Here is a 17,726-nt window from a genome sequence, read left to right as displayed (position 1 = left end):
CCTCACCTCGAATTATTGAACCAGCATGATGGCGCTTCCAGCGGCAGCGGCACATACGGCTTTCGTTACTTTTACGGTTCGACCTGCTTCACAAGCGTTTCCACAGGTGGTCAGTTGGTCAATTAATGTGTTCAGTTCATCTTTAACATCTGCCGATTGAGGCTGAGTGGATAATCCTGTTCCCATCACTCTTTCGAGTAAAGGATCGATCAGCGCGTCACGACCTGAAGCATCGAAGGATACGCCAACTGAGCCTGTAAAGTTAAAGTCTGGGAAGGTACTCGCTCGCAAGTTCGTGTCGTCCATTAAAGCCGAGCAATATTCAATAGCCAATTGCGTCACTCCCATTTGGTTTGACGACAAGAAGCTTTCTACGTCTTCTTTGGTGGGCAACTGTTGTTTTACCGTGAGATAGATGTTTCGAACGTTGCTGTTGTTCATGTCTACACCGGTCATTTGGCTCAACGTCGCGTAAATTTCGTCAAAAGTACGTACACCTATTCTTGGCGCAACGGGATTCGCGTCAGGTGGATCGGGTAATGGTTGCGGATCGGCTTCAATTCGAACATTGGTTTGGTCCGCCAGTTGTTCAAATGTCAGGAAAAACTCGTCATTCGAAGGACCGTTTTCCAGAGCGATGACAGTGCCGAGCGTCGAAATGACTTGGCCAGAGTTTGGACTGTAATCATTGCTGTTTAACGTTATATCAATGTTGCGATAAGCCTGTCCTACATCGGCTTCTTTTCCGTTAATTCCAATGCTTATGCCTCTTACTGGGATATTCTCCGGGGTGAACTCAGAGTCAAGGCTGATAAAGAAAGGCTCGGTAAATAAGTAACTGTAGCTGTCCCACTGCGCCACTTCAAAAACGATGTAAGCGCGCGCTGCGTTGGTAGTGTCACTAGGATCCAAAACTTCAGAGATATTGAACAAGAGGTAGAAGCGTTCGCCTACACCGGCTTCAAAGTTTTGGGTGATTTGTTCTTGAGTGAGCGCGCGATTATGGATACTTAAGAACTTGATAACACCGGCCCAATTAAAGTCGTTGTTGGTTTCTGCGCCAAGCACAAGTGCGTAGGTGTCGTTCCACTCATTGAGTGTACCAGGGTCAGAGCCATCGATATCACCGGTATACTCACCGTTGACATAGATGCGACGGCCATTTACTGGGTCGTAGGTAACCACTACGTGTTGCAGTGTTGCTTGCAAACGTTCGTCTGCGTCCGCAGTTGAAAGGGCAGGTTCTCCGTTGGCATCTGACTCCGAAGTACGGTTCAGGAAATTGTAGTTGTAGAGGGTTTGGCCAAGCGTGAAGTTTCGGGTCATCGCTCCACCGGAATAAGTTACGATACGTGCCGGACCTTCTTGAGTGACATTCGCTGGTGCGATCCAACCTTCAATGGAGTATTCGTTTGTCGCGGTGATTTGATCAAACAACTTTTTACTGTTGGAGGTACTACCTCGCGCACTTCCGCCCTTGAGGTCGATACCCCAGCCACCAACCCATTCAAATTCACCGTCGATAATCAGTTTTAACGCAGGCTCAACACCGCTGGTATCGTTGGCTTCATTTCCTGTTCCTTCTTTGAATTGCCAGGTCGCAATAGCGTTGGCTTCAAATCGACCTCCAGAAGAAGCTGGAATGCCGTCTAGTAGTCTCATGGCTTTACTGTGAATGGCATTTTCATCCAGTGTTGCCACTTCAATATTTTCGGAGAACTGGGTAATCGCAGCTTCCATTTCATTGCTATTCGATTGGCAGTCATCCCAGCAATTGTGGAATTCACTGCGTAACCGTACAACGAATCGGGAGCTAGCTGGCGTATCTAAATTAATTCGACTGCGAGCAGCTGCATAGGCCGTATCTAAATTGCTGCTTGCAAAATAGGGTGAGGTTGCTGGTGAACCTGATTCCGAATGGCAACCCGAGCAATATTGAGTGAGTAGGGGGTAAACGGTACTTTCAAAAAGACTGGGATCGTCTGGAAAGGTTTTGGTAGCACCCGGATCGGAAAGCGTGGGCGGATCCGTGAGGACAATTTCCGTGGTTGCGCTGGCCGTTGCACCCGCCCAGTTACTGATATAGGAGGTCATTGTATCTGCGCAAGCGGTGTTACTGGACAGCCAGCAATTATGACCACCACCCACTTTCACTACCACACGTGAATCGACAGGAGAGCTGAGATCGACAACGGTATTCGCTTCTGCGTAGGCAAGGTTAACATCATCCTGCCGTGCAAAAGTAGGAGATTGCCCACCTTCATTATGGCAGTTACCACATTTGTCGAGTACATTGTTCCAAAAATGAGTTTGAAAACGTTGCACATCATCGGTTGCGGGAGGTGGACCAGAGTAATTGCTGCCACCGCCATTGTTGTTGTTGCTATTGTTTTGATCCACTTCGGGACCGCCGCCGGTACAAGCTTGCAGCAATAAGAGTGGAAAGAAGATTACCGCACTTTTTTTAACGAGAGCGGTAACAGAGTTGGGTTGTTTTACAGTGTTCATCATTGTCTCCAAGTTCTGTTATACCGCTTAATTGCCTTTGCAATAAAGCGCGGATTCAGCGAAAACCTGTTTCAGGTTATATCCATTATTTTTGAAACTGGTGACCATCGTATTGACTTGAGTGCGGTCTGCCGCATCGCCCGGCGGACGTAAGCAAACTGCCTTGAAGACTTTTTTAACTTGGCATTGAGCGAATCGTTCGGAGTAGGCAATTTCTTGACCCATTGATTTGGCACCATTTCCACCGCCTGGTAGGGATGCATCCCAACCTAAAATGGCGTTTTGGCCTTTGCGCCAGTAGTTGTCCCAACGATCATCGGGTGTAATAAAGCCGTATTTAAAGTTGTTTTCATTGATGTGATATTTGGGTTGAACTTGGTCTGGGGTATAAACAATATTGCCGACTTCTCCTTCTGGATCATTTTCTGGGTCATAGTTCCATTCGTAGTAAGCAAAGGCTTGAGCCATGGGGTCCATTCCAGCGTGACAACCGAGGCAATTGTTAAGGAAGATTCGACTGTCGCCCCCTGGGCTACGTGTGACATCTTGGCGAATACGATCGGGAGTCCGAGTGTTGTCTTTTAATTGTTCCAGGTCGTCACACATGTGATTGAGTAAAGTGAAACGGAACATGGCGCGGTTCGTACCGGCACTGAAAAAGGCTTTGGCTGCAGCGCGAGTGGTCATTACACCAGCGGTGGCATCTGTGGGTAGTCCGGTTACGCTCGATTGAGCGCGTCGTTCAAGTCGGTCTTTTAAGCTGACATTATTGTCTTCGAGATACTCATAATGGTCGTTATTATTGAGCGCGTAGCTTGGCGCACCGGAGCTGCTGTCACCGACATAAATCACATCATCAAATAAAATCGTTCGAAAATCTTCTTCATCACGAATAATGCCGATGACCGTCGCTGTGTAATCATTGAGTGGCGCGAAAACTGTTTGTGGCTCGTTGGTCCAGGGAGTGATAAAGTTTTTTAGAGTGACGTTATAGAAAGCATCGTTTTCCATTGCCAGATTTGCGGCGGCAATTGCATCCGCTTGACTACCGGTTTGTAACAGGCTTTCCATCGCATCGAGCATTGTATTGCTTGGGTGAGTGCCTGCTAGCCTATCATGGATAACTTTCGCTTGTTCTCGCGGCCCAGCCCATGTGTTTGCGCTGATGATACCGGATAAGCCCGCTACCGCCATCCAGCGTAAGGCACGCTTGAGCGAATTGTTATTTACTCCACGGGCAGTGGAGTCGGATGTTGTTTTCATAGCCAGCCTCATTTTCTGTCTCGATAAAATTTTCCGCTCATCTAGGGATGACGAAAATTTGAATCTAATATTACAAATATTATTTTTTTATTAGAGTCTTGGCTGATTGTAGTGTTAAACCACATTCGTTTTCGTGATATTCACCACAGAATAATCATTCAACTCGGTCATAATAAGTAGAATGTTGGTTATTGTGCGGTTCGGCAAAGCACGAAACGGTTGTATACCGCTAATTTGGAGCTCTTAGAGCTTCTACGAACTGGACGAAAAAGTCTAGATACGGTACATAAATATGCGAAAAACCTGTGTTAAAAAGTTAACAAATCAGTGCTTTTTATTGGTGTGCGCGATATTGTTGGTTGCTGGCTGTACCAGTGATGACCCTATTGCTGACAGTTCTCAAAGCCCAGATCCTACCGTGTCGGACTTCCCTGTTGCTTATATTAAACGACCTGTACCGGTCGATGAAGACGAAAATCCGGTTTCTGAAAACATTAACGACCCGACCGCATTTAATCCCGGTGCCGTGCTTTATATTAAAGACCGAGCACTGCCGAGTGCTCGAGAACGCGATATATCAACTCAGGCATTTATCGATCCTAACGCGCCTGATCAAATCCCCTTGTATGATGTAAAAGACCTTTCCATATCCCCCGATGGTTTACGGCTTGTATTCGCTATGCGTGCGCCGGAAATTCCAGATGCCGACGATGACGATCAGCCGAAGTGGAACATTTGGCAGTACGAACTTGAAACGAATACCTTAAGCCGGGTGATCAGTTCGGAAATTGTGGCGGAAGAGGGACACGACATCCAACCCAGCTATTTGGCGGATGGACGAATCGTATTCACGTCAACGCGGCAACGCCAGTCGAAAGCCATTTTGCTCGATGAAGGAAAACCTCAATTTGAAGGCCAAGAAGAGAGTTTAAATACCGATGCCTTTGTTTTACATGTGATGAATGACGATGGCTCGGAAATAAAGCAGATTACCTTTAATCAGAGTCATGATCTTTACCCCACATTAATACGTGATGGTCGTATTGTCTTTTTAAGGTGGGATCAAATGGGAGCGTCCGATTCACAGTCTTTATATTCCATTAAGCCAGACGGTACCGACTTACAGCGTCTATACGGATATCACAGTCAGAATACAGGTAATGGCGGTGTGCGAGCCATATTTACCAAACCACAACAAATGCCCGATGAATCCTTATTAGTGCTCAGTAAACCAGAGCAAAGCTTGAGTTTTGGTGGTGACCCGGTTCGAATCGACCACAACAATTATTTTGAAGCCAACTTGATGACGGATGGTACTTCAGGTAGCGGACAAGAATCGATTTCAGCAGACACCGTGAATACGGATAATACGCCTTCTCCAGGCGGGCTATTTCATAGTGCATTTCCATTGTGGGATAACACCGATAATCGGGTTTTGATCAGCTGGTCTCCTTGTATGCTGAGAGAGGTTGTCGCTGAAACTCAAGAAAACATTATTCACAGTTGTTCCGAAGAAAACCTAGGCGCATTTGCCAACGGTGAATTGCTGACTGCTACACCGCAGTACAGTATTTGGATGTGGAACCGAACGCAAAATACCTTATCGCCTGTTGTGATTGCAGAAGAAGGGCTTTGGATCACGGAGCCGGTGGTTTTTCAAGAACGACTTAATAACCCGAGTTTTATTAATGATGGCGTTCCGGGGGTAGACACCAGCCAAGAGTTGGTGAATGAAAATGTAGGGGTGCTGCATATTCGTAGCGTTTACGATTTTGATGGCGTTGACAGTACCGCTAATGGCATTGCAGCTGTCGCCAACCCTGTTCAAACACCGCCGGATACACGACAAGCCCGATTTTTACGCATCGTTAAAGCGGTGAGTATGCCTGACGACGACGTGTACGATTTTGACGGCTCTGCATTTGGTGTAGGGCGTGGGCAATTAATGCGTGAAATTTTGGGGTATGCACCAATCGAGCCTGATGGCTCTGTTAAGGTGAAGATACCGGCAAATGTCGCATTTACGATTCAGGTTCTGGATGAGTTTGGCCACAGTTTAAATAATGATCGTCATGAACATTGGTTGCAATTAAGGTTAGGTGAAGAAAAAGAGTGCGCGGGTTGTCATGCCCCGCAAAGTGAAGCGCCTCATGGGCGAGCCAATGCGGAGGCGCCTTCTGCATACTTGGGAGCGCTAGGTAATTCTGAATTCCCAAACACCGAACCATCTTTATATAGGGATGCGAACGGCGATCCTGCTTTTCCACAAGATGGCGAAACCATGGCAGAGTTTTATACTCGCTTAAACGGCGTACCATCACCGTCTCTTGATGTTGTGTTTTCTGACATTTGGACCGACCCAAGTGTGGCGACACCGGGCGCCGATATCAGTTATCGGTATCAGGATTTACAAACACCAGCACCGATCGCTTCGGCATGTGCCAATCAATGGCACTCCGGTTGTCGTATCACAATCAATTACCCCGAACATATTCAGCCAATATTTGACTTAGAACGAATCGTTTACGATACCGATGGAATGACGGTTCTTGAAGATAATACATGTACAACTTGCCACAGCCTGGTAGATACCGTTAATAACCAGCCTCAAGTTCCGGCTGCACAATTAGAGTTGACTAGTTTACCGTCTGCAGATGAACCCAATCACTTTCGAAGTTATCGAGAATTATTTTTTGGTGATGATCAGTTAGAAGTGGTGGATGGTGTGGTGGTCGATCGTTTAGTGCCTCGAGTGATCGTCAATGCTGACATTGATGGTGATGGAAGCGGTGATGGTGACTTTTTTATCTTTCAAACCACTGATGTAAACGGTCAAGTTATTTTCTTCCTTGATGACGACGGGATGTTTATCTATGAGCCTGACTCGAACACAGGGTTACCAACAGAGTTGCAAGATACCGACGGCACAGTGCGTTATCAAACGGATGCTGACGGAAACCTATTAAGAGATCCGGCAGACAACAGTCTGATTACCATTGCGCTTCCTGTTCCGGAACCGAATCAGATCATGGTGACCGAAGCTGTTGAAGAAGCACCTTACCTTTCGTCACAAGGAGCCGCTGGTAATGCCAATCGCTTTTTTGATTTATTCAGGTCTGGTTCCCATCAAGGGCGTTTATCCGATGCTGAGCTAAGATTAATAGCGGAGTGGCTTGATATTGGCGCGCAATATTTCAATAATCCATTTCTTGCACCAGAAAATTAACAATAAAAGGCTTTTCATTGATGTTTATGGTTTTCCGGCGAAAGGAAGGGCGGAGTATTCAGTATCAGCGTTTATCATTGAGATGGGTGCTGCTGTTAGTTGCATTGATCACTCGTTTCGGTTTTGCCGAGGAAGAAGCGATTCAGCCATTATCAGCGAATCAAGAGCTGCAGCGCGTCATTGTGGTAGAACCTTTCGCAAATATCCAAACTGGACCTGGTCGTGGCTTTCCGGTTTTCCATATTGTTGAACAAAAGGAGTCACTCTGGATTATCAAGCGCAAAATGAATTGGTTTCATGTGCGTACTCTAAAAGGGGTTGATGGCTGGGTACCCTTAGAAATCATGTTAAAAATGCAAAATCCAGATGGCACGGCCGTCAATTTTTCTTCCTATACTGACCAAGACTATGTAAGGCGTAGTTGGGAGTACGGCTTTCGTGCCGGTGATTTTGGAGGCGCCAATGTGTTGGCGATTTCAGCGGCTTGGCAATTTACTGAAAACCTAGCCACTGAGTTAGTGATAGGGCAAGGTTTGGGTGATTTTTCTGAAGTACGACAGTTTACTTTGAATGTTACTAATACTCCTTTTCCAGAGTGGCGTTATTCTCCCTACTTTGGCATTGGCGGTGGTATGGTAAAAGTCATACCAAATGCTGCTTTGGTTCAAGAAATTGATCGCGAAGACGAAGTTGTCTTCGCAACGATGGGGTTAAAGTCTTACATCACTGATAGATTCCTTTTCCGAATGGAATATCGCAGCTATGTGATTTTAACGACTCAAGAAACTAACGAAGAAATTGAAGAATGGACAGTTGGATTCAGCGTATTTTTCTAAAAATTATTATTTGTAGCCTGTTGTTTGCATCGGGTGTTGCGTGGTCTGCGGATGCGACACCTCGTAAACCCAATGAAATATACAATCCCGAGTTGGAGCGGCAGCAGATCGATGAAGCTTTAATTGATGATGAAGACTTCGATATTGGATTGTTTTTTGGCACACTCGGTATTGAAGACTTTGGTGCTTCTGAGCTTTATGGCCTTCGTTTTAACTATTTTATAAATGAAGATTTTTTCCTTCAGGCGAATATTGGAGAGGCAAAAGCCGGGCTTTCCAGTGCGGAACAGTTATTTCCTGGTAACGCCGTTTTCTCCAATGATAAAAACTATCGCTATTATGATTTAAACTTGGGCTGGAATATATTTCCAGGGGAAGCGTTTTGGAGTGATAACCTCGCGATAAATACGGCCTTTTATTTTGTTGCTGGCGTGGGCAATACGTCATTTTTGGACAATGAAGAGTTTACGTTAGTTTATGGGGCTGGTTATCGCGCTTTAATTTACGATTGGTTTTCTTTTGCTGTAGATACACGTAACCATCGATTCAACACCGAATATCCAGTTGGCGAAGTGAAGGCTACTCACAACCTGGAATTCAGTTTTACATTTTCCTTCTACTTTTAACTTGACGGGTGAGACTTATGAAGGTTTTAAAATTTTCCCTTATTTTTGCACTGTTCAACTTTGGACTTTCTTTTGCAAAAGAGATCAATCAACCAGCTCCGGATTTTACATTAAAGAGCATGACCGGTGAAAACGTAAAACTCAGCGAGCTTCGTGGAAATGTGGTGATGATAAATTTTTGGGCGAGCTGGTGTGGACCCTGTCGTCAAGAAATGCCGTTACTCGACGAGTTTTATAAAAAATACAAAAAACTGGGCTTTGTCTTGCTCGGCGTGAATGTCGAAGAAGACTCTTCCAAAGCGGCAGGCTATTTAAAAGAGGTACCGGTGACTTTTCCTATTCTTTACGATAACACCAACAGCGTGAGTAAAATGTACGATGTTGATGCGATGCCCAGTACCGTTCTTGTCGATCGCAATGGTAACATGCGTTTTTTGCATCGTGGTTACAAACCTGGCGATGAGCGTGAATACAAACGTTTGATGAAGAAGTTGATGCGAGAGTAATTCTGTGTCGACTACTTTTAAAAGAATACTTTTTAAGTTGTGCTTGGTATTGGGCCTAAGTGGTTGTGCTATTGAGCCTTGGGTAAAACCCTATGAGCGCGACAACTTGGCCGATCCCATTATGAGCATGAGTCGTGACGCTATTTCGATGAACTATATGCATCACGTTTATCAGGCTCGTGAAGCTGCGCGAGGGGCTGAAGGCGGCGGTGGTGGTGGCTGTGGTTGTAACTGATGTGATTTTGTTTGAGTCTTTTTGAAAGAGCGATGTTGAACTGTGTTTAAATTGTTTAAACCTACTCTTATTTTACTTATTGCGTTATGTAACACGCTGAATGCCGCAGTATTACCGGAAGATCGCAGTGATGTGATGTATCACAGTTACGACGGCGGTGGTATGAAAATCGATGGACCTTCGATTTTGGTGCGAAAATCTTTAAAGGATAAGTTTTCGGTTTTTGCGAATTATTACATTGATAATGTCAGTGCGGCATCAATAGACGTTGAAGCAAACGCTAGTCCTTATATAGAAAAACGAAATGAATACACGGTAGGGCTTGATTATTTATTCAATAAAACAACCATAAGCACCAGTTATACCAACAGTGAGGAAAACGACTATGTGGCCAATACGGCTTATTTAGGCATTTCCCAAGACTTCTTTGGTGACTTATCGACGCTGTCTATTGCGTACATGAAAGGGTGGGATGACGTATTTAAAAGAGGCGATCCAGAATTTCAAGAGGAAGCCGGGCGTCAAAATTATCGAATAAACTGGACTCAGGTGCTCACTAAAAACTGGACAGCTACCGCAGGTTTTGAAACCGTTACTGATAAGGGCTATTTGAATAACCCTTATCGTGTGGTTCGTTTTCTTGATCCAAACTCTCCCTTAGGCTTTAGTAAAAAAACAGAAGTTTATCCTCGTACGCGAACCAGTTCTGCATTTTCAATCAAATCCATTTATTACTTGCCATACCGGGCTGCGATTAAGTTTGATGCGCGTACGTTTAGTGATACTTGGAAAATTAATGCGACTAACTTTGAATTAGCCTATATTCACCCTTACGGAGATCATTGGTTTTTTGAAGGAAAGTACCGAACTTATCAGCAGACGCAAGCTGAGTTTTACAGTGATCTATTTGACTCTAGAGATGCACAAAACTTTATGGCTCGTGACAAAGAAATGAGTGCTTTTTCAGATTACACGATAGGTTTTGGAGTCAGTTACGAGCGAGAGTTTAAAGAACTAAATTATTTTAAAAAATTCAGTGTGAACTTATTTGTCGATTATATGCAATTCGACTTCGATAATTTTCGTAATGAAACGATACGAACAGTGAATGGAGAAACGGTAAATCCTGGGCAGGAGCCACTTTATCAATACGATGCAACTGTTACGCGCTTATTTTTTTCCATTTGGTACTAATTTTTGCTGAGAACAAAAACCGAGTTATTGAGTGACAATAATTGAATTTGCTCATTGACTGACTTACCTAGGTTCTCTCCGCAAAATAATTAAACAATGGAATGCGTTTCGCGCCAAATAAGCCGGGATGTTGATCGAAATATCCGGGAATCGGTTCGTCGCAAAACTCGCAACATCCGTTATTTAAATGCCATTGCCCTAATACGTACCAATCCCGCTCGATAATAAGCTTTCCACAATTCGGGCAATAAGTACTGCTGCCAACGTTATCGTGTACATTACCGGTGTAAACGTACCGCAATCCGTTCTTGATGGCTAAGTTTCTAGCACGCGTGAGTGTTGTGGGTGGAGTATGAGGTGTATCCATCATTTTCCAGTCCGGGTGAAAAGCGGTGAAGTGAAGCGGTACATCGCTTCCCAAGTTTTCGAAAATCCAATGTGTCATTTCATCAATTTCCTTATCACTATCATTTTGCTCGGGTATTAAAAGCGTCGTGATTTCCATCCAGCAATCGGTTTCGAAGTGAATGTATTTCAAGGTTTCTAAGACATTTTCTAAGTGACCGCCACAAATTTTCTTATAAAAACTTTCGGTGAAGCCTTTTAAATCAATATTGGCGGCATCCATGTACCGATAAAACTCGATCCTGGGTTCTTCACAAATATAACCTGCGCTAACCGCTACGCTTTTTAAACCTCGTTCATGGCAGGCGATGGCGGTGTCACGGGCGTATTCGAGAAAAATAACCGGATCGTTATAGGTAAAGGCGACGCTTAAGCAGTGATGATCGACGGCTGCTTGGGCAATTTGTTCAGGGCTTGCACTAGAAGCGAGAGTGTCCATTTCGCGGGATTTACTCATGTCCCAGTTTTGGCAAAATTTGCAGGCAAGATTGCATCCAGCGGTGCCAAAAGAAAGCACCGGTGTGCCAGGGAAAAAGTGATTTAACGGCTTTTTCTCAATCGGATCAATACAAAAGCCGGACGAGCGACCATAACTGAAGAGCTTTATTTGGTTATCTTCCCGACCACGTACGAAACATAGGCCCCGTTGACCTTCGCTTAACTTACAAAGTCGAGGGCACACATCGCACTGGATCTTGTCTTGATGTTTGTCGTCGGTAACGACGTGCCAATATTTCGTCGGGACTGTACTCATGATGAGCTCCGGATTCGAAAAATAAATGAAATAGGCGTATATTTGAATAAATTGTAATCAATTTAACCTTTTCAAGTCGAGCTTTTGGCAATGTTAAGGAGACCGTGTGAGTACACGACAAACGGCTGTGGCAGGGTTGTTTTACCCCAACGACTCAAAACAACTTATTGACGAAGTAACCCAGTACCTGGAGAACGCAATACTTTCGCCAGTTCGTGGCGTTAAAGCGCTGGTCGCACCTCATGCTGGTTTTGTTTACTCGGGTGCTATTGCGGGAAGCGCTTACAAAGCGTTAGCAAAGCGGAAAACTCCGATCCGACGGGTTATTTTGCTGGGACCGGCCCATCGTGTTGCGTTTTCTGGAGTGGCTGACAGTCAGTACGACCGGTTTCAGTCGCCACTTGGCGATGTGGAATTAGACCGAGTAACGTTAAGTCACTTGGTAAGCCAAGATCGAGTGGTTCCCTTGGAAAAGGCGCATCATCAAGAGCACAGTCTTGAAGTTCAGCTGCCGTTTTTGCAACAGGCCATTGAGCACGAGTTTACTTTAATCCCTTTAGTCATCGGTGATGAGGAGCCTCATCGTGTGTGTGAGCTATTGCATTCCATTTGGCAGGAAGATGACCTAATCGTTGTTAGCAGCGATCTCAGTCATTATTTAAGTTATGAAGACGCCGTTGTTAAAGACAGAACGACCAGTAGTACAATATGTCAGTTGGTTTCGACTCTGAATGGTTCTCAGGCATGCGGTTGCAATCCTCTGAATGGACTGATTGAATTTGCACGACAAATGCAATGGCAAGTCCAATGCATTGATTTGCGAAATTCCGGCGACACGGCGGGCGATAAATCACGTGTAGTGGGGTACGGCGCGTATGTTTTTTACTGAAGAACACAAGTTAAAGCTATTGAGTGTGGCGCGTACCAGCATCGAGTACTATCTGGATAATAATGAAAAGCTCAATATTTCGCTTGAAAAATATCCTATGGAATTAGTTGATGAAGGCGCTTGCTTTGTGACTTTGCGCAGGCAAGGCGAGTTGCGTGGCTGTATAGGGCATTTGAATCCTTATCAGTCTTTGATTATTGATGTATCCGACAACGCGGTCGCCGCCGCCACATTAGATTACCGCTTTCCTCAATTGTGCTCAGAAGAGTTATCTAAGATACATATAGAAATATCCGTTCTCACGCCAGCCAGGCCCATAAAGGTTGATAATGAAGCGGAGCTTTATCGTAAATTGCGTCCCGGAGTGGATGGGTTAATTCTTGGAGAAGCACATCAACAGGCAACTTTTTTGCCGAGTGTTTGGCAGTCTTTAAATTCTGCTGAAGATTTTGTAAAACATTTAAAGCGAAAAGCAGGATTACCTGAAAACTACTGGAGCGATGAATTGAGTTTTTCAACCTATCAAACGGTAGGTATTTCGGAAGAATCGGTGCGTAGTTCATAAACCGTTTGTGCTATTTATCACAAAAATAGGAAGAATATTGCAGATCGGATCTGTGAATGATCTTGAGTTGTTACATAATTACCAAGCAATATTGGACCGTAATTCAGAGATAAACACACTCTATTTTTAGTCCAATTTGTTTTTACTGGGAAAATTGCGTTTTGTTGGAGAGCCTCCTAAGCTTTAAAAACAGGATGTGTTTTACGAAGATGTATTTCGTGACCCTACCAACAAGAACAACACGGAAGAGTTGAGTAAGCAAACATTTCCTCAGTAGGGCTTTGTATTCTTATAAAAATAAAACATTGTAATGCAAATCATGGCCCAGTTAGTTTTGATGTGAAATCGCAAAAAAGGGCAGTATTATGATCGCTACTCAATCTCGTTCAAGACCATTTCGACCTATGGAACCTATTGACTATGACTCAAAGACTACACGCGTATGTTTCCGGGCGGGTTCAGGGAGTGTGGTATCGGGCAAGCGCGCAACAAAAAGCGAAGCAACTTCGGTTAGTCGGTTGGGTGAGGAATCTTAAAGACGGTCGTGTCGAGCTGGTGGCCGAAGGATCGCAAACTTTACTGAATCAATTAATAAATTGGTGTCGGCAAGGGCCGGAGTTGGCAGAGGTCTCGGATATAGAAAGTCAGTGGCTTGAAGCGACAGGCGAGTTCAATGACTTTGAAACGCGCCCAACCGTTTGATTTTCTTTTCGAACCTCGAACCTCGAACCTCGAGCTTTGCTAGTATTGCCGAGTGATATCGACGTAGAGCGTTAGCTTTTGTCCGGGTTGAAGGTATTTTTCAGGATTGATGCGGTTCCATCGAACCACATCGGCGACTTTAACTCGGAACTTACCGGCAATGCGTGCTATCGAGTCACCGCGTCTCACCTTGTAGCGGATCTTCCGTGTTTTGTTTTTGATGCCTCCGTTTTGAGCAACTTGTCCGTGCTCACTCCAAACAACCAGTTTTTGACCAATTCTCAGTGGGTCGGTTGGCGCCATGTTGTTCCAGCTGGCGAGTTGACGCATGCCAACCTTATATTCACGTGATAATGACCAAAAAGAGTCTCCCTTTTGGACAAAGACTTCACGCTTTTCGCCTTTACGCTGGCGATTCTGTTTGGCGGCTAATCGGTTCGAGCTGCTTTTCAAATAACTGCCTGACTTATAAGACGCTGTAGGGATTAATAAGGCTTGCCCTTGGCGTATGAGGTTGCCTCGAATTCCATTGGTAGAGCGGAGTAAGTCGACCGTTGTGTTGAATTTTTTCGAAAGACTTAACAAGCTGTCTCCTGGCTGAATTACATAGCGTTTAAAGGCGATTCGATCTTTTGGTGCCGTTTTCTTGAGCGCATTTTCAAAGATTTCCTTGTGAGCGACTGGTACCAGTAAGTCTGTATGCTTTTTGGGTTCGGTGGCCCAATGATTAAATGCTGGGTTTAAAGTATAAAACTCATCCATTTCCAGCTCGGCCAACTCGGCAGCGACAATCAAGTCTATTTGTGAGTCTACGGTCACTTTTGCAAAATAAGGTTTGTTTTCAATAGGTGTCCACTCTAACGCGTATTGCACGTCATTTTTTAATAAATCAGCCAAGGCCAGAAGTTTAGGTACATAGGCTTCGGTTTCGCGTGGAAGATCCAGGTTAAAAAAATCGGTCGGCTTGTTCTTCTTTTTGTTCTTTCTAATGGCTCGTAGTACATTGCCTTCGCCAGAGTTGTAAGCGGCAATTGCGTGCAGCCAGTCACCGTTAAAACGATTGTGCAGATACTCCAAATAATCCAGCGCTGCAAAAGTAGAGTAATAGACATCACGGCGACCGTCGTACCACCAATTTTGTTCCAATCCAAAACGACGTGCCGTTCCAGGAATAAATTGCCACATGCCGGAGGCGCGGCCGTGCGAATAGGCGAAGGGATCAAACGCGCTTTCAACAATTGGTAACAATGCCAGTTCTAACGGCATTTTCCGCTGTTGCAGCTCATTCACTATATGGTAGAGGTAAGGCGTCGCTCGTTCACTTACCCGGCTAATATAGGCAGGGTGTCGTGCATACCAATTACGCTGTGCAACAACACGTGGGTTATCTGGAATGTCGAGTTGAAACTGCTCACGGATGATCCACCATAAATTATTGGTATCCGCTACCTCGTTTTCGAGCTCTTCCAACAAGATTTCTTCAGCGTTTTCTTCCAAAGGGGGGCGACTTTCAAGCTGAATGTTTTCGATTGGCGTTGAAGGAGCGATTTGCTCGTCAATTAAGCTACCTACGGCTTTATTGTTTTGTTTTTTCTGTGGTGCTGAAGATATAAGACTGCAACCGGAAAGTAGAAAAAAGGCAAAAATCGTAATCAGCGGAAATCCTCGCGTGATAAATACAGGTAAATTGAAGAGTTTGAGAATCATTGTCCGATTTATGGTCCTTTTTTCTGGCGATTAGGCTAACACGCTGAGGTCGCACATGTTATTTTCTGTTGAGATAAGTGTCAAATGTCAGAAGCCATCTTTCCACTGCCGGATCACGGCAAAAACCTCCGTATCGGTTGACAACGAGTGGCCACAGAAAGTTTCAGCCGCTTGTTTAACCTGTGATAGGTTTGCCCTTAAAAAGGGGTTGGTCGCGCGCTCCAAGCCGATGGATGAGGGGACGGTTGCTTTATTTTGCGCCCGCATTTCTTGTACATTTTGTATTCGTTCAAGTAATTCGATGTTATACGGCTCAACCGCTTCGGCAAACGTTAAGTTTGCCTGAGTGTACTCGTGCGCGCAGTAAACCTGGGTTTGCGATGGTAACTGCGACAGCTTCTGTAAGGAGTGCCACATTTGTTGGGGAGTGCCTTCGAATAAGCGACCACAGCCGCCGGCAAACAGGGTGTCACCGCAAAACAGTCGATTGTCTCCGTAGTAGGCGATATGGCCTAAGGTGTGCCCGGGTACTTCGATAATCTGAAATTGGCAACCCAGCGACTCGATGGTAATTTGTTCATCTTCGCGCAGTGAATAATCCACCCCTTTGATGGACTCTCCTGCAGGACCATAAACCGGGCAGGCGTATTCTTGCTTTAGATCGTTCAATCCGCCCACATGATCGAAATGGTGATGGGTGATTAAAATAGCACTTAAATTTAACTTATGTTGCTGTAGGTATTGTAAAACGGGTGCGGTTTGACCCGGGTCGACAAGTACACAATTTGAGTTCTGCTTTGTTCTAATTGCCCAAATATAGTTATCGGAAAAGGCATGGATTCTGTCGACAAATATCATTTTTGCAAGCTCTAAAGTTTGTGTTGGAATACTTTAAATGTTCTGTTGAACTGTCAAATGCTATACTGAACAGGCGTCGCTCAGCTGTATTTACACGAAAGTATTTATATCAGCCGACATCTTAGAAAAGAGTATATCATGCTTAATCGACCCATCATCGACACCACACAAATTACTGAACCACTCGAGTGGAATCTGTTAGCTGGGGGACAAAAAGCCAATACTCATATGCAGCAGGCATTGGAGCAGATTCTACCTGAATGTTTTGGTTATTATGGAGTAACGCTTGGGCCACTTGCCGATAGTCTGGTTTTGGAGCAAAGCCCGGTGAAACACTGGTTTCATTTAGCCAGGCAGTCCAGAGGTCCTGTCGATGCGGTTATTGATTACGATACGGTGCCTATTGCATCAGATTCCGTGGATTTGGTGGTTGTGCCGCATTTATTAGAGTTTATTTCTGAGCCGCACGCACTATTACGTGAAATTGAACGAATTATTATTCCCGACGGAAAAATGATTATTTCCGGAATCAATCCGTTGAGCCTCTATGGTTGCCGGGCTCTGAGTTGTCGAGTCATGCGAAAAAGTTGCCGTGAAAAACGACTGATTGGGTTGTCGAGGTTAAAAGATTGGTTGATGCTGCTAGGCTTTTCGATTGAGCATTGTTGCGGTTTGGATGCCAATGTGTCCGAAATTTCCATGGACCCTTGGTGGCGGCCTTTTACCTCAAGATTTAACAGCCATTATCTGGTGATCGCCAAAAAAAGCGTTTCTACTTTAACACCGATTCGACCGAGTTGGCGTGATAACCGAAAACTGGTTCCTGCCCGATTTGCTGAACCGGGTGTTCGTCGATTGGTGGAGCGTGAGTTGAAAAAAGTTCAAAATTAACGCTTTCAATTTTCCTTATCGAGTTTCTTCTCTGATTTGTTTTACAATAATGCTCGTTATAAGCTCGGGTCACTCCTATTAAGACTTGATAAAAAGAGACATTGCGTGGAAAAAGTAGAAATTTTTACTGACGGTGCCTGTAAAGGTAATCCGGGGCCTGGTGGTTGGGGGGCATTGCTTAGAATGGGTAAACATGAAAAGGAGCTTTGTGGAGGAGAGCTAAATACCACCAATAATCGAATGGAGCTGATGGCGGCAATTGAAGCTTTAAAGGCGTTAAAGCGGCGTTGTCACGTGGTCATGACAACCGACTCCCAATACGTTAGGAAAGGAATTACCGAGTGGATGGCGGGGTGGAAGGTGAGAGGTTGGAAAAACGCAGCTAAAAAGCCAGTGAAAAATGCGGATCTTTGGCGACAATTGGATGAGTTGGCACAACAGCATAAAATCGATTGGCATTGGGTAAAAGGGCACAGTGGTCATGAAGAAAATGAACGCGCTGACGAGCTCGCAAACCTCGGTGTACAACAAGTGTTAAACCATTAATACGAAAGAAGATAT

General features: G+C 44.8%; 16 protein-coding genes. 11 read left to right on the top strand and 5 right to left on the bottom strand.

Translation table 11 applies throughout. The features are described from left to right. Positions 1–12 precede the first annotated feature (12 nt). Together ACTUJY_RS13760 and ACTUJY_RS13755 are read right to left on the bottom strand one after the other, a co-directional pair. Positions 13–2,508: a LamG domain-containing protein gene (locus tag ACTUJY_RS13760; protein WP_463616678.1), complete on the bottom strand. Its 2,496-nt coding sequence runs from the start codon at positions 2,506–2,508 to the stop codon at positions 13–15. Positions 2,509–2,535: 27 nt separating this feature from the next. Continuing rightward, positions 2,536–3,771 (bottom strand): hypothetical protein, encoded by a 1,236-nt coding sequence (locus ACTUJY_RS13755; RefSeq protein WP_463616677.1) that lies wholly within the window; start codon positions 3,769–3,771, stop codon positions 2,536–2,538. A gap of 292 nt (positions 3,772–4,063) precedes the next feature. Between ACTUJY_RS13755 and ACTUJY_RS13750 the strand changes: the two genes are divergently transcribed. From ACTUJY_RS13750 to ACTUJY_RS13725, 6 genes are all read left to right on the top strand, one after another. After that, positions 4,064–6,997: an HzsA-related protein gene (locus tag ACTUJY_RS13750; protein WP_463616676.1), complete on the top strand. Its 2,934-nt coding sequence runs from the start codon at positions 4,064–4,066 to the stop codon at positions 6,995–6,997. 77 nt (positions 6,998–7,074) lie between these two features. Then, entirely contained in the window at positions 7,075–7,833 is a 759-nt protein-coding gene (locus ACTUJY_RS13745) for a hypothetical protein (protein ID WP_463616675.1), read from the top strand. Continuing rightward, on the top strand, positions 7,803–8,459 hold the full coding sequence (locus ACTUJY_RS13740) for an outer membrane beta-barrel domain-containing protein (protein WP_463616674.1): 657 nt from the start codon (positions 7,803–7,805) through the stop codon (positions 8,457–8,459). Before ACTUJY_RS13745 ends, ACTUJY_RS13740 begins: the two co-directional genes overlap by 31 nt. Before the next feature lie 17 nt (positions 8,460–8,476). Continuing rightward, positions 8,477–8,965, top strand: a complete 489-nt coding sequence (locus tag ACTUJY_RS13735) for a TlpA family protein disulfide reductase (RefSeq protein WP_463616673.1) — start codon at positions 8,477–8,479, stop codon at positions 8,963–8,965. A gap of 4 nt (positions 8,966–8,969) precedes the next feature. Further along, the gene (locus ACTUJY_RS13730) at positions 8,970–9,200 is read left to right on the top strand and encodes a DUF4266 domain-containing protein (protein ID WP_463616672.1); all 231 of its coding nucleotides are present in this window, start codon (positions 8,970–8,972) and stop codon (positions 9,198–9,200) included. Positions 9,201–9,242: 42 nt separating this feature from the next. After that, positions 9,243–10,394, top strand: a complete 1,152-nt coding sequence (locus tag ACTUJY_RS13725; protein ID WP_463616671.1) for a DUF3570 domain-containing protein — start codon at positions 9,243–9,245, stop codon at positions 10,392–10,394. A 67-nt stretch (positions 10,395–10,461) separates the two neighbouring features. On the opposite strand, the gene amrS is transcribed toward ACTUJY_RS13725, so the two are convergent. Beyond that, positions 10,462–11,553 (bottom strand): AmmeMemoRadiSam system radical SAM enzyme, encoded by a 1,092-nt coding sequence (gene amrS / locus ACTUJY_RS13720; protein WP_463616670.1) that lies wholly within the window; start codon positions 11,551–11,553, stop codon positions 10,462–10,464. 106 nt (positions 11,554–11,659) lie between these two features. Here amrS and amrB point away from each other — a divergent pair, with 106 nt between their 5' ends. The 3 genes from amrB (at position 11,660) to ACTUJY_RS13705 (ending at position 13,709) form a co-directional block, all read left to right on the top strand. Then, the gene (gene amrB / locus ACTUJY_RS13715; RefSeq protein ID WP_463616669.1) at positions 11,660–12,442 is read left to right on the top strand and encodes an AmmeMemoRadiSam system protein B; all 783 of its coding nucleotides are present in this window, start codon (positions 11,660–11,662) and stop codon (positions 12,440–12,442) included. Then, entirely contained in the window at positions 12,429–13,007 is a 579-nt protein-coding gene (amrA, locus tag ACTUJY_RS13710) for an AmmeMemoRadiSam system protein A (RefSeq protein ID WP_463616668.1), read from the top strand. The genes amrB and amrA overlap by 14 nt, the downstream gene beginning before the upstream one ends. 420 nt (positions 13,008–13,427) lie before the next feature. Further along, entirely contained in the window at positions 13,428–13,709 is a 282-nt protein-coding gene (locus ACTUJY_RS13705) for an acylphosphatase (RefSeq protein ID WP_463616667.1), read from the top strand. Positions 13,710–13,748: 39 nt separating this feature from the next. Here the strand turns inward: ACTUJY_RS13705 and ACTUJY_RS13700 are convergent, their stop codons facing one another. Together ACTUJY_RS13700 and gloB are read right to left on the bottom strand one after the other, a co-directional pair. Further along, the gene (locus ACTUJY_RS13700; RefSeq protein ID WP_463616666.1) at positions 13,749–15,416 is read right to left on the bottom strand and encodes a LysM peptidoglycan-binding domain-containing protein; all 1,668 of its coding nucleotides are present in this window, start codon (positions 15,414–15,416) and stop codon (positions 13,749–13,751) included. A gap of 87 nt (positions 15,417–15,503) precedes the next feature. Continuing rightward, on the bottom strand, positions 15,504–16,274 hold the full coding sequence (gloB, locus tag ACTUJY_RS13695) for a hydroxyacylglutathione hydrolase (protein WP_463616665.1): 771 nt from the start codon (positions 16,272–16,274) through the stop codon (positions 15,504–15,506). A gap of 138 nt (positions 16,275–16,412) precedes the next feature. Here gloB and ACTUJY_RS13690 point away from each other — a divergent pair, with 138 nt between their 5' ends. Together ACTUJY_RS13690 and rnhA are read left to right on the top strand one after the other, a co-directional pair. Further along, the gene (locus tag ACTUJY_RS13690) at positions 16,413–17,165 is read left to right on the top strand and encodes a methyltransferase domain-containing protein (protein ID WP_463616664.1); all 753 of its coding nucleotides are present in this window, start codon (positions 16,413–16,415) and stop codon (positions 17,163–17,165) included. 105 nt (positions 17,166–17,270) lie between these two features. Next, a complete protein-coding gene (gene rnhA, locus ACTUJY_RS13685) occupies positions 17,271–17,711 on the top strand; it encodes a ribonuclease HI (RefSeq protein ID WP_463616663.1) in 441 nt (146 codons plus the stop codon). The last annotated feature ends 15 nt before the right edge of the window (positions 17,712–17,726 follow it).

This window comes from Pleionea sp. WD8-19, from assembly GCF_055326765.1.
This window is presented reverse-complemented; position numbering and strand designations above follow the sequence as displayed.